The 12429-nt window shown below is 67.3% G+C and carries 11 protein-coding genes; 7 read left to right on the top strand and 4 right to left on the bottom strand.

Going from position 1 to position 12429, the window contains the following annotated elements; genetic code table 11:
* Positions 1–121 precede the first annotated feature (121 nt).
* Positions 122–1432 carry an ISL3 family transposase gene (locus EZE58_RS13405; RefSeq protein ID WP_167560104.1) on the top strand — a complete coding sequence of 437 codons (1311 nt, stop codon included), beginning with the start codon at positions 122–124 and terminating at the stop codon, positions 1430–1432.
* On the opposite strand, the gene EZE58_RS13400 is transcribed toward EZE58_RS13405, so the two are convergent.
* A complete protein-coding gene (locus EZE58_RS13400) occupies positions 1420–2637 on the bottom strand; it encodes a lipase maturation factor family protein (RefSeq protein ID WP_167560712.1) in 1218 nt (405 codons plus the stop codon). The genes EZE58_RS13405 and EZE58_RS13400 overlap by 13 nt on opposite strands.
* 227 nt (positions 2638–2864) lie before the next feature.
* On the opposite strand from EZE58_RS13400, the gene EZE58_RS13395 reads away from it, so the two are divergent.
* The 6 genes from EZE58_RS13395 (at position 2865) to EZE58_RS13370 (ending at position 9440) form a co-directional block, all read left to right on the top strand.
* Complete coding sequence (locus EZE58_RS13395; protein ID WP_167560710.1) at positions 2865–3527, top strand: hypothetical protein; 663 nt, start codon at positions 2865–2867, stop codon at positions 3525–3527.
* A gap of 224 nt (positions 3528–3751) precedes the next feature.
* On the top strand, positions 3752–4141 hold the full coding sequence (locus tag EZE58_RS17260; RefSeq protein ID WP_081590988.1) for a BatC protein: 390 nt from the start codon (positions 3752–3754) through the stop codon (positions 4139–4141).
* Positions 4138–5346 (top strand): cupin domain-containing protein, encoded by a 1209-nt coding sequence (locus EZE58_RS13385; RefSeq protein WP_144588865.1) that lies wholly within the window; start codon positions 4138–4140, stop codon positions 5344–5346. Before EZE58_RS17260 ends, EZE58_RS13385 begins: the two co-directional genes overlap by 4 nt.
* 56 nt (positions 5347–5402) lie before the next feature.
* Positions 5403–6398: a sucrase ferredoxin gene (locus tag EZE58_RS13380; protein ID WP_009377513.1), complete on the top strand. Its 996-nt coding sequence runs from the start codon at positions 5403–5405 to the stop codon at positions 6396–6398.
* 116 nt (positions 6399–6514) lie between these two features.
* Positions 6515–7177: a metal-dependent transcriptional regulator gene (locus EZE58_RS13375; protein ID WP_009377512.1), complete on the top strand. Its 663-nt coding sequence runs from the start codon at positions 6515–6517 to the stop codon at positions 7175–7177.
* Between the two features lie 526 nt (positions 7178–7703).
* Positions 7704–9440 carry a thiamine pyrophosphate-dependent enzyme gene (locus EZE58_RS13370; protein WP_205772276.1) on the top strand — a complete coding sequence of 579 codons (1737 nt, stop codon included), beginning with the start codon at positions 7704–7706 and terminating at the stop codon, positions 9438–9440.
* 126 nt (positions 9441–9566) lie between these two features.
* Here the strand turns inward: EZE58_RS13370 and erm are convergent, their stop codons facing one another.
* The 3 genes from erm to EZE58_RS13355 all read right to left on the bottom strand — a co-directional run bounded on the left by erm (position 9567) and on the right by EZE58_RS13355 (position 12375).
* Positions 9567–10682, bottom strand: a complete 1116-nt coding sequence (gene erm, locus EZE58_RS13365; RefSeq protein WP_009377509.1) for a 23S ribosomal RNA methyltransferase Erm — start codon at positions 10680–10682, stop codon at positions 9567–9569.
* Between the two features lie 559 nt (positions 10683–11241).
* Positions 11242–11715 (bottom strand): VOC family protein, encoded by a 474-nt coding sequence (locus EZE58_RS13360; protein ID WP_009377508.1) that lies wholly within the window; start codon positions 11713–11715, stop codon positions 11242–11244.
* Positions 11716–11778: 63 nt separating this feature from the next.
* The gene (locus EZE58_RS13355; protein WP_009377507.1) at positions 11779–12375 is read right to left on the bottom strand and encodes a DUF308 domain-containing protein; all 597 of its coding nucleotides are present in this window, start codon (positions 12373–12375) and stop codon (positions 11779–11781) included.
* Positions 12376–12429: the final 54 nt, after the last annotated feature.

The following is a 12429-nucleotide window of genomic DNA, read 5'->3' as shown; positions in this document are numbered from 1 at the left end:
GGCTCTTCGTAATTGAGAGTGTAGATCGGTGATTCCAGGACACGGCGAGTCGCTGCGCGGATAGACGTCGAGGTCTTCCGATGATGGAAGTTCTCACACAATCCATCCGAAAGACCTCGACGTGGCCAAGCCTACTTTCTCGACCCCTGACCTCACGACATTCTGCCGACTCGACACCCTCGATCTGACCTGCACCGGCCAAAACATCACCGGGCACAAGGCGATTCTGGAATGCCGGCCCAACACTGCTGATGACTGGTGCCGTCGGTGCGGTGGCCACGGGATCGTTCGCGATACCGTCGTCCGCCGTCTGGCCCACGAACCTTTCGGCTACCGACCAACCACGCTTCATCTTCGCCTCCGCCGTTACAAATGCGTCGAGTGTGGCCGCGTCTGGCGTCAAGACGCCACAGCCGCGGCACCACCACGAGCGAAGATCTCGCGAACCGGCCTCGACTGGGCGTTGCGTGCCCTCGTCATCGATCACGACACCGTGTCCGTCATCGCTGCGAAACTCGCAGTGTCCTGGCACACCGCGAACTCCGCCGTCCTCGCTGAAGGTCAGCGGTTGTTGATCAACGACCCGACTCGTTTCGACGGGGTCAGCGTCATTGGTGTCGACGAGCATGTATGGCGGCATACCCGGCGTGGCGACAAGTACGTCACCGTCATCATCGACCTCACCCCGATCAGCGAGGGAACAGGCTCGGCACGTCTGCTCGACATGGTGGCTGGCCGTTCGAAGCAGGTGTTCAAACAATGGTTGAAAGACCGACCGAAAGACTGGCGTGAGGGCATCGACGTCGTCGCGATGGACGGATTCTCCGGCTTCAAAACAGCCTCAGCTGAGGAGCTGCCCGACGCTGTCGAAGTCATGGACCCCTTCCACGTCGTCAAACTCGCCGGTGATGCCCTCGACGAGGTACGTCGCCGAGTTCAGCAAGAGACAACCGGCCATCGCGGACGAGCAAAGGACCCGTTGTACCGGGCAAGAAGAACTCTGCACACGGGCAGCAGCTTACTCACGACCAAGCAGCAGGAAAGAATCGCGAACCTCTTCGCTGACCCGAACTTCACCGAAGTCGAAGTCACCTGGGCCGTCTACCAAGACATTGTCAGCGCCTACCGAACCGCGGACCGCAAAGAGGGCAAGAGACTCTTGCAAACGGTCATCGACGCCCTGACAACGAATCTGCCATCCGAACTTGTCGAGCTCAAACGGTTAGGACGAACGTTGAAGCGTCGAGCTGCTGATGTGCTCGCGTTCTTCACCCGACCGGGAACGTCGAACGGTCCCACTGAAGCGATCAACGGCAGACTCGAGCATCTACGCGGGTCCGCGCTGGGATTCCGCAACCTCACGCATTACATCGCGAGGTGTCTGCTCGAGTCCGGTGGCTTCAGACCGGTTCTACACTCTCAATTACGATGAGCCGGTTTGCCCTTGAACACGTACTCTCTCCACCCGTCGGTGCCCGAAGGGTCGAGGGTGCCCTCGATCGCGATCTCGTGGCGGACCTCGGACATCGACCCGAACGCGCCGTAGGCGTTGCCGAGCCCCCACCGGTTGAAGTGCGCGTTCATCAGCTGCCGCGACGAGAAGAGGTTGCGCAGCGCGGGAACGTTGAGCACGCACTGCCACACGACGAACGCGATGATGAGGAGGACCCACCACAACGGGGAGGTCAGGGTGTCAGCGGGAGTGCCGGTTGCCTCGGCGAGGGAGGCCTCGTCCACCCGGCGAACGGCGGCGTCGATGCCCCACTCGGGCCACGGACCCCCGACGATCCAGCGGAAGAACGAGTCGCTGATCCCCGCGCACGCGAGGAGGATCGTCGCCCAATTCAGCCACGCATAGTTGCCGGTGATGACGAGCGCGAGCTGGGTGATGATGATCGCCATGGCCGCGAACGACGCGATCGGCTGGGGGAGGAAGAGCAGCCACGGCGCGATGAGCTGGACGATGTGGCTGCCGAGGGTCTCGCCCTTGTGCCACCACGTCGGCATGAGGTGGGCGGTGCGGCTGAGCGGATTCGGCATCGGCTGGGTCTGATGGTGGTAGTTCATCGCGGTGAGATCGCGCCATGAGCTGTCGCCGCGCATCTTGATCATCCCGGCACCGAATTCGACGCGGAGGGTGAACCAGCGCAGCAGGAGGATCATGAGCAGCGGCGGGGCGACCGCGTGCGATCCGAGGAAGCCGACGAGGAATCCGGCCTCGAGCAGCAGGCTCTCCCAGCCGAAGCCGTAGAAGCGCTGGCCGATGGACGAGATCGAGAAGTAGAACCACCACATCGTCAGGAACACCGGGATCGGCACCCACGCAGGACCGGCCTGGGGGAGACCGACGATGACGGTGACCGCGAGGACCATGCCGAGGGCGCAGACGATCCGCAGGTTACGGTCGGAGTACGGAGTGCGCGACCACCGGAAGAGACTCGGTGCCTGCTTCGCGGTGGTGAGCGCGAGGAAGCGCGGCGCCGGCAGCAGACCCTTCTCGCCGAGGAGGGCCGGGAACTCGTTCCACGCGTTGAGGAAGGCGATGAGGAAGAGGACGGCGAAGCCGCGTTGGAGGATCTCGCGGGCGATCGTGTAGTCGGGCGCCTCGAGCAGGACGAGCAGTGCGCCGACGTCCATCGTCTCCTCCTTCCCGCCGAGGCGGTCGCCGTCGCCGCCCGCAGGCTCGGTTGCCGCAGCCGCGACGCCCCTCACTTCCGACTATGGACCGATTCTGTGATGTGGGCAACAGCGGGAACCGCTATCCTCTGGTCTACGGCGCGAACCCGTGTCGAAGCACGTCGGCTTGCCGCGACCTCGGTCGCAGAGCCGCCGGGCTGGTTTCCCCACAGCACCCAGGAGGCATCATGAGCGATCACCCGCAGAAGACGAAGGAGGCCATCCTCGGCCATCCCGCTCCGCGAGACATCGAGTGGAAGCACTTCATCACGATGTGGGAGAACTACGCCGACAAGGTCGAGCAGGAGTCGGGCGATCGTCTCGCGGTGGACATGAACGGCCACCGCGTCGTCTTCCGCCGTCAGCACGACGGACTCGTGAGCATCGAGGACATCGAACGCGCTCGCCACCTCTTCGCCTCCCACGAGAGCACCGAAGGCCAGGGGCACCTCTTCGTCGTGACGATGACGGACGAGGACGCCCGCTTCTACGACTTCTACCTCAGCGCCCACGACGTCGAGGTCGACCAGCACAAGCATGAGAAGAACCCCGACTCGCGCGGGCACCACATGCGCACGGTGGAGAAGAAGACCGGTCGTGACGACAAGAAGGACCTCGACCGGTTCTTCGACGATCTCGTCACCGAGATCGATAAGGAGGCTTCCGGTCGCGACTTCGTCCTCCTCGGGCACGGCACGGGTACGTCGAACGCCGCCGAGGAGTTCGAGAAGTTCCTCGCCCTCCGGCATGAGCCGCTCCACGAGCACGTCATCGCCTCCGGGGTCATCGACCTCAGTGCCGCGGGTCTTCCCGAGATCGAGAAGAAGGCTCAGGAGCTCGCCGGGCGGTGAGTCCCAGGGCGGTTCGGTGAACGCCTCGGGGACTCCGCGGGCGGTGACTCCCAGGGCGGTTCGGTGAACGCAGTGAGAATCCTCTCCGTCCCTGTTCACAACGGCAGTTTTCACAAGTAGCCTGTCAGCATGGCGGCTCGTTCCACGGGGGACGACGCTGACCCGCACACCACTCGAGAGATGACGCGGGTGCCGCCGAGGGCAAGTGACATCAAGGAGGAATCATGACAGAGTCCAACTTCGATCCCAACGAGAACGAGGGCCCGGCCGACGGCGGCGCCGCAGGCCAGCCCGGTGTCCACGACGGCGGTGCTGACGGTGGAGCGGAAGGTCCCGCGGACGGCGGTGCTTCGGGTCAGCCCGGTGTCCACGATGGCGGTGCCGACGGTGGTGCCGAAGGTCCCGCGGACGGCGGCGCCTCAGGTCAGCCCGGTGTCCACGACGGTGGCGCCGACGGTGGAGCGGAAGGTCCGGCCGATGGCGGCGCCGGCGGCACCCAGGGCGTCCACGACGGCGGCGCCGACGGCGGTGCCGAAGGTCCCGCCGACGGTGGAGCCTCGGGTGAGCCGGGTGTCCACGACGGTGGTGCCGACGGAGGAGCCGACCGGCTTTGAGCACGTTCTCCCCTGATCTCCGACACCCCGGCGTCGACAACGGCGCCGGGGTGTTGGAATCACGCCTCATCGACATTCCCCGCACGACGTTCGCCGATGACTACTGGGGCAGGCGCGCCCTGCTCAGCCGTGGTGTCAGCGACTTCTCCGACCTGTTCTCGGCCGACGCGGTCGACGAACTCATCTCCGCACGAGGACTGCGGTCCCCGTTCCTTCGGGTCGCCAAGGACGGTGCGACCCTTCCGACCTCGTCGTTCACCTCTCCCGCCGGTGTCGGAGCGACGATCGGCGACCAGCTCGACGACACCCGCCTGTGGCGTCAGTTCCATGACGGTGCGACCCTCGTCCTCCAGGCGCTGCAGCGGACCTGGGAGCCGATCGGGGCCTTCTCCTCGGCGCTGAGCGAGGAGCTCGGCAACCCGGTCCAGGCGAACGCCTACATCACTCCGCCCCAGAACCAGGGCTTCGACGACCACTACGACGTCCATGACGTCTTCGTCCTCCAGATCCAGGGGACGAAGCGCTGGGTCATCCACGAACCGGTCTTCGACTCGCCGCTGCGCGACCAGCCGTGGACGGACCGCCGTGAGGCCGTCGGTCGGGCCGCCGCGACAGAGCCGGCGATCGACGCGGTCCTCGAACCCGGCGATGCCCTCTACCTGCCTCGCGGATGGCTCCATGCGGCCACGGCTCAGGGCGAGGTCTCGATCCATCTCACCCTCGGCATCCACAACTGGACCCGCTTCGCGGTGGCCGAACAGCTCGCCCAGGTCGCGCTCGCACACCTCCAGGATGACCCGGCGATGCGCGCGAGCCTGGCGCTGGGGGAGTCCCGCCCCGACGCGGACGTGCTCGAGCGCATCAAACAGGCGATGATCGCCGCCGTGACCGAGGCCGACCCGACCGCAGGCATCGACCGCACCCGGCGATCGCAGGCCCGTCCCGCACCACTCGGCCCCCTCGCCCAGCACGAGGCGATGAAGTCGCTGAGCGGAGACACCCCGCTTCGGCTTCGGGCGGGCCTCGACCCGACGCTCAGCGGCGAGCGCCTGCACACGCGCATCGGCTGGTTCGACTTCACCGCCGACGACCTCGCGGCCGTGCGCGCCCTTCTCGACGGCGCCCCACGTTCGGTCGATGAGATCGGACGCCCCCTGGCCGAACGGCTGCTGGCCGCCGGCGCCCTCGTCCCTGCCCTCGTCTGAGCGTGTGAACTCCCGACCGGCCCGGAACCAGCAGCACCGAGGATGAGCAGACGACGATGACGCAGGCCTTCCGCTGTTCGAACGCCGCCCGGGACCGCGGCGACGGGATCGTCGGCACCGCGCCGATGGGCACGTTCTGGGTGCTCATCGAGCATCGCGGGGGCTGGCCGCTCAACGGCTTCGAGGGCCTCGACATCGACTGGCGCGTCCGCTCCGAGGTCTTCTACGCCGCGCAAGCGCTGCGCGCGCGGATCCTCCTCATCCGCCGTCCCGGCCGGCGCACGCGCGGCGGTCCCGGCGTCTGGGGTGTCATGCACCTCGCCGGACCGGGGCGCCTTCACCAGATGTGGGGGTCGTGGGACGACGACTCCGATCTCCTCGAGATCGTCGGCGCCCTGGAGGCGATCCGGAACCGACCCGCGGAGTCGACTCCGGGTGCGATCCCTGAGGCACCCTTCGCCGAGGCGGTCGACCTCCCCTCCGTCGAACTCGACGAGACGTACGACGCCGGGCTCCTGCCCCCGGTCGTCCTCGTCTGCGCGCACGGTCAGCACGATGTCTGCTGCGCCGTGCGCGGCAGGCCCGTGGCCGCAGTCCTCGCCGAGGAGTGGCCCGACCTCGTGTGGGAGTGCACGCACGTCGGCGGTGACCGGTTCGCCGCGAACATCCTCGTCGTCCCCGACGGCGTCTACTACGGCAACCTCGACGAGGAATCTGCGCTCGACGTCATCTCCGGCCACCTCGCCGATGAGATCGACGGGTCTCACCTGCGCGGATACACCGACCTCAACTCCCTCGAGCAGGTCGCGGTCGCGGCCGTCCTCGAGCATGCGGGACCGGCCGGACGCTTCGACTACGCGATCGGTGCGACCACCTCGGCGGGTGGGGTGTGGACGGTGAGGGTCGAGGGCACACGACCTGAGTTGGGATCCTTCGACGTCGTCATCGGGGTGAGCCGGTCGGCCCCGAACTTCCTCACCTGCCGCGGGGTCGAACGGGCGGTGGCCAACGTCTTCACCGTCACCGAGGTGAGGCCCGCCGGCGCGACCTGAGCCGGCGCATCGCCTCTTCCGCAGTCTCGACGACGACTGCCGGGCTGACTCGGCGACGCCGTGCTCGACCCACCGACCGACCGCCTCGGCGGAGGACGATCCGCTACGCTGAGCCCATGCGTGCAGGCGAAGTGTCCGAGGTCAGCCAGGACTACCTCAAGGCGATCTGGTCAGCGCGCGAGTGGGGCGGGGACCCGATGACGGCGACCGAGCTCGCCCAGCGCTTCGGCACGACGAAGGCCAACGTCACCGAGGTCCTCAAGCGGCTCGACGAGCTTGGCCTCATCCACCGGGTGCCCTACCGTCCGCCCGAGCTCACTGCCGCGGGGGAGACGATCGCCGTGTCGATGGTTCGGCGCCACAGGCTCATCGAGACGTTTCTCGTCGAGTCGCTCGGCTACAGCTGGGACGAGATCCACGACGAAGCCGAGTCCCTCGAGCACGCCGCCTCCGACCTCCTCATCGACCGGATCGACGAGTTTCTCGGGCACCCCGCCGCGGATCCGCACGGGGACCCGATCCCCGGCCCCGACGGTGCCGTCGAGTCACATAGGACCTCGCTCCTCCTCGCCGAGGCGGACCCGGGCACGTACGTGGTGCTGCGAGTTTCCGACGCCGATCCGGAGATGCTTGCGATCCTCGCCGAGGCGGGACTCCGCCCAGGTGCCGCCGTTATGGTCGTCCCCGGTGCAGGTGAGGGCATGGTCGCGGTCGCCGTCGACGGCGGCGCACCGACCGAGATCGAGTCGGCGGCCGCCTCGGCGGTCTATCTGTCCTAGGGAATCAGTTGTCGCTCAGACGATTCCGTCCTCTTCGGCATCCGCATCGGTCGACCAGAACCGCGGGTCGTGGTCTTCGACAGTCGTCCCGCAATCGACGCAGGTTCGGAACTCGATGGTGCCGTCATCATTGAGTGGGCCCGGGCTGAGGCTGCTGGACTCATTGCAACTCGGACACCAGCCGTTGATGTACCGGTGGATATGCGAACCGATATTCGACACCATTTCTGCTCCAAGATCATCAGACAGCGAAGTGTTCTCGTCAGCATAGTCGGCGGATGGGTGGCGACCTGTAGGTCATTCTGCCTTGGGCTCGTGCCGTGGGTACCGCCCGGAGGCGGTGAACACTGCGGCGATGCGAGCATCTGCAGCCTCGTCCCCATCGGTGAGGTTCGTGTGCCGGCCCGCGCGCATCGACGTTCGATGAATTCGCAGGAACCACCCGACGTGCCGTCGCGAGACGGGAGTAGGCTCGCAGTCACCAGCCGACGAGAGCGCCGGCTCCGGATGTAGAGGAGCAGCGAACATGGCAAGAACAGTGGCCGACGACCTGTGGGGAATGCTCATCGACGCAGGCGTCGAACGGGTCTACGGCATCGTCGGAGACGCACTCAACCCGACGATCGACTCCCTTTCCCGACACCCGCAGATCGAGTTCATCCACGTCCGCCACGAGGAGTGGGGCGCCTTCGCCGCCTCGGCGGACGCCCAGCTCAGCGCGGGGCCCGTCGTCGTCTGTGGGACCGCGGGACCCGGCGTCACCCATCTGCTCAATGGTCTCCTCGACGCCCTCCACGAACAGGCTCCGGTCATCGCGATCGCCGGTGATGTCGAGACGAGCATCATCGACACCGATGCCGTCGAGGAGATCAGCCCGTACGACCTCTTCCGCACCGCCTCCCTCTATACCGGGCGCGTCGTCAGCCCCGAACAGTCGCGGGCCGTCTTCCAGCAGGCGATCACGATCGCCACCGAGGACCTCGGTCCCACCGTCATCGCCCTGCCCGGCGACGTCGCCAGCGCGAAGTCGCCCTTGGACGCACCGCCGAAGTACACGCCCTCGCGCCGTTCCGTGCTCACCCCACGCGATGAGGACGTCCGCGCGGTCGCCGACCTCATCAACTCCCGCGAGAAGATCTTCCTCTTCGGCGGCAACGGCACCGAGCACGCCGCTGACCTCGTGCAGGAGCTCTCCGACAAGGTGAGTGCCCCGGTCGGGTACACGCTCAAAGGCAAGAACTGGCTCGAGGCAGGCAACCCCAACGCCGTGGGCATGACTGGGCTCCTCGGCTACGGGGCGGCCAACGACTGCATCAAGCACGCCGACGTCATGGTCATGCTCGGCGCCGACTTCCCGTTCCCCGGGTTTCTCGACCGCGGGCATGCGAAGGTCGTCCAGGTCGACAACCTGGCCTCCCACCTCGGGCGTCGTGTCGCGCTCGAGATGGGTGTGCCCGCCGATGTGCGGGCCTTCCTCGAGAAGCTCCTGCCGCTCGTCGAACGGAAGTCCGACGACGAGTTCCTCCGCACCGCACAGAAGACGACCGAGGGCTGGACCAAGCGGCTGCGGCACTACGTCGACGGGGGAGAGAAGCGCTCGCCGATCCGCCCCGAGTACCTCGCCTCGCTGCTCGACGAGCTCATCGACGAGGACGCGATCGTCACCGCCGACACCGGCACCTCAGTGATCTGGGTCGCCCATCAGATGAGCTTCGGCGGCGACCGGATCCAGTTGGGCTCGTACTCGTGGGCCTCGATGGCCGACGCCTCCCCGTATGCGTTCGGCGCGACGAAGGCGGTGCCGGGCCGTCAGGTCATCGCGTTCTGCGGTGACGGGGGATTCTCGATGCTCGGCCTCGGCGATCTCCTCACCGAACGCCAGCACAGGTCCCCGATCGTCCACGTCGTCCTCAACAACGAAGAGCTCGACTTCGTCAACATCGAACAACAGGAAGCCGGCTTCCGGCCCTGGGGCACGGGCTTCCCGGCGGCGAACTATGCGGCCATCGCCGAAGGCTTCGGGGTCAAGGGCATCCGGTGTGAGGACCCTGCCCGCCTGCGCGACCAGCTCACCGAGGCGCTCGCGCACAGGGACGGGCCCGTCGTCGTCGATGTCGTCGTCGACAAGCGCGCGCTCGCGCTGCCGTCGACGGTCGACGCCGAGCTCGTCGGGAAGTTCACGCTCAGCGTCTTCAAGCGCGCACTCCACGGTGAGATCCCCGAGCTGTGGGAAGAGGCGAAGGACAACATCCGCCTCCTGTGACGATCATTCGCCGCTGAGCGGATTCATCGCCGAGGTGGACTCGTCATCGCCGTCGATCGGTCGGTCGGGGGATGGAGCGCCGAGGTGGGGCGACCGCGAACGGCCGACCCACCTCGGCGGATTCACTCACCCCTGTCGGCGGGGCAGGTTCCACCGCGGCTGCGGCTGACTCTTCTTCCCGTGCTGGGGCATGTAGCCGCGCTCGGCCTGCAGGTGGGCCTTGTCGTGGCTCTTCGCCGAGGTGTCGACTCCCGGGATCGGGGCGTCGAGCCGAGCGGCCGGCTTCTCGACGCCGACGATCGGCAGCTCACCGGTGATGACGGGCTTGTCCTTCGTCTGAGCGTTCTTCTTCGCACCTTTGTCGTTGCGCATTGTCTCTTCCTTTCCTCGTGCCTTCTCCGGCGTGGTGGTGGTCCTCTGCGTCCGGCGTCCGGTCGGTCGTCCGGCCGGTGTCGCAGGGCTGCTGGCAGACAGGGCGGTGTAGAGCCCGGCCCACTGTTCGGGGGTGAGTTCGCGGGGCAATGCGTCTCCTCTGATGTGATGGCGGTCCATGGTCGATTGCAGTCGTCGTCGGTCGGTGAGCTTCAGGTGGGTGAGGATTCCTTTCATTCCGCGTCCGCGACCGGTGAAGGCCGCGTGGACGAACTGCTGGTAGGAGGACCGGTCCCGGTGGGGAACCAGCCCGGTCGGGAGGCGGTCGACGGTGAGGATGCCGCCGTCGACGCTCGGCTTCGGGGAGAACGCGTGGGCCGGGACCCGCTCGATGAGGTGGAAGTCGAACCAGGGGCTCCACTGCGCGGTCATCATCGTCGCCCCGCCCACTCCGGCGCGTTTGCGTGCGACCTCCCACTGGGTGAGGAGCACCGCTGTGCGCCACGTGCGAGCGCGCAGCAGTCGCCGGAGGATGGGCGTGGTGAGGTGAAAGGGCAGGTTGCCGACGACCACCTCGGCGTCGAACCGGGTTCTCAGAGCATCGGCGTGCTCGACTCGTGCGCGGGGGAATCGGTGTGAGAGTTCACTGATCCTCGTCTCGTCGATCTCCACGAGGGTGAGCGGCCTGCCGAGCCGGTAGAGCTCGGCGGTCACGGCACCCGCGCCGGGTCCGATCTCGAGGATCGATCCCGCGGTGGCGCGGGTGAGACTGACGATCGTGGCGATGTGGCTGTGGTCGCGGAGGAAGTTCTGGCCGAGTTCCTCTCGGCCGCCGGCCCGCGAATGCGGACGCTGGGAATGGGGTCGCATGGCGTGGTGCTCCAGGAATTGGATGGAGAGCACCCGAGGCTGCGGAATGCGAAGACACTGGTGAGATGCCGGGATCCGACCGTGATGGCGGGATCGGACAGTGTGTCTTCGGTGGTTGCCGCGTCGCCCGGATGCCGATGACTATCCGGGAGGACAGCGCGCAACTGCGTGATCGGTGACAGTCCGACCCGAGAGAGGATCGGGGTTCCTGTTCAGGTCGCGACGGGTATGAGTGCCGACGCGGTCAGCTCCGGCTGAGGGCGATGCTCAGCGGCTGAGGAAAGATCGAGGAACGTGCGCGCTGTCAGGCGCGGCGGTCACGGATGTAGAAGTTGAGCGCAGTCATTGCGCCGCGATTCAATGTTCCCATGAGCGCCAAGGTAGCACAGGTGGCCGCGCGCGGGCCAGGGTTCGCGCGAAGTTCGTCGGGCTGAGCCCCGGTGCCCGCTGAGCCGGTACCGTGCATGCAGTTGCCCGCTGAGCCGGTGGCCGCCGGCCGGCGTTCGCCGAGGGGACCAGGCGGGCGCGAGGGGACCGTCCCGGAGCGGTCCCCTCGCCGTTACGCGGTCCGCTCGGCCATCCCGCCGCCGGCCGCCCCGCCGTCAGCGCCGTCACCGACCCCTGCGTCCGCGGCAGCGAGGTTGAGCTGCCACGACACTCCATACCGGTCGTTGAGCCACCCGAAGGGCCCGAACCCGTAGTCGCCCAGCGGCATAAGCGCGTGCCCACCCCCGCCGAGGAGGCCGGTCCACAGCCGGTCGAGCTCGGCCTGCGACGTCGCCCGGTAGAAGAGCGAGAGGGCCGGGGTGAACCCGAACCCGTGCGGGACGGGACTGTCGATGATGTTGACCTGCGTGCCTGCGATCGCGAACGTGGCGAGGCGGACTCTGCCGTCCATCGCCGGGTTCTCGGGCCCGTACCGGTCGATGAGGACGACCTCGCCGCCGAAGAGGTCGACGTAGAAGTTCAACGCCTCCTCGGCGCGCCCGTTCTCGAACATGAGGAACGGTGAGAGCTGCTGGATCCCTGACATGATCTGTCCCTTCGCCGAGGTGGTCTCCGCCTGCCGCAGGTCGCGCGGCAGGCGTGTCGGTGGCTATTCGATGACTTCTCCGCGGATGGTCTCGCCTCCGCCGTCGTCGCGGCGGGTGAAGCGCGGGTCCGCGGCCATGCGCGACTCGAGCGCGCGCAGCCGGCTGCCCACCCAGATGAGCGCAAGGCCGACGACGGCGATGAAGATCGAGAGAGTGACGATGAGGGCGGTGATGCCCGTCTGCGGGGAGAAGAGGAACACCATGCCGAGGACGATGCCGGCGACGGCGATGACGGTGATGAGCCACCACGCGCGCACGCCCATCTGCCGGACGAAGAGTGAGATGCCGATGCCGAAGACGCTGAGCGCGATGATGGCGAGCCCCGCGAGGACGGTGACGACGGCGGCGAAGAGCATCGGGGCGAGGAAGACGACGGCCGCGAAGACGATCATGAGCACCGACCGGAGGACGAGCGCGCCCGAGCGTCCTCCGCGCGGGGCGAGGACGAGCGAGGTGACGGCGATGAGCGCGACCCAGCAGGCGAAGATGCGGGCGACCACCTCGGCGGTGGCATGCGGCCAACCCAGCATGAGGACTCCGACGAGGAAGGCGATGACCCCGTTGACGATCACGACGGTTCCGGTGCGTTTGAGTTCCATGGACCAAGCCTAGTCAGCGGGAATGGAAGGAGGCTGAGCACCGGCCCTCGCGAA

Source organism: Brevibacterium sp. LS14, from assembly GCF_012027885.1.
GTDB classification, from domain to species: Bacteria; Actinomycetota; Actinomycetes; order Actinomycetales; family Brevibacteriaceae; genus Brevibacterium; species Brevibacterium casei.
The sequence above is the reverse complement of the archived record's forward strand: the minus strand, read 5'-3'. Positions and strand labels throughout refer to the sequence as shown.

Bases quoted from the DNA above. Each gene is read 5' to 3' on its own strand.
- EZE58_RS13395 (WP_167560710.1), top strand. From the start codon at position 2,865: ATGAGCGATCACCCGCAGAAGACGAAGGAGGCCATCCTCGGCCATCCC.
- EZE58_RS13355 (WP_009377507.1), bottom strand. From the start codon at position 12,375: ATGGAACTCAAACGCACCGGAACCGTCGTGATCGTCAACGGGGTCATC.
- EZE58_RS13370 (WP_205772276.1), top strand. From the start codon at position 7,704: ATGGCAAGAACAGTGGCCGACGACCTGTGGGGAATGCTCATCGACGCA.
- erm (WP_009377509.1), bottom strand. From the start codon at position 10,682: ATGCGACCCCATTCCCAGCGTCCGCATTCGCGGGCCGGCGGCCGAGAG.
- EZE58_RS17260 (WP_081590988.1), top strand. From the start codon at position 3,752: ATGACAGAGTCCAACTTCGATCCCAACGAGAACGAGGGCCCGGCCGAC.
- EZE58_RS13380 (WP_009377513.1), top strand. From the start codon at position 5,403: ATGACGCAGGCCTTCCGCTGTTCGAACGCCGCCCGGGACCGCGGCGAC.
- EZE58_RS13375 (WP_009377512.1), top strand. From the start codon at position 6,515: ATGCGTGCAGGCGAAGTGTCCGAGGTCAGCCAGGACTACCTCAAGGCG.
- EZE58_RS13400 (WP_167560712.1), bottom strand. From the start codon at position 2,637: ATGGACGTCGGCGCACTGCTCGTCCTGCTCGAGGCGCCCGACTACACG.
- EZE58_RS13360 (WP_009377508.1), bottom strand. From the start codon at position 11,715: ATGTCAGGGATCCAGCAGCTCTCACCGTTCCTCATGTTCGAGAACGGG.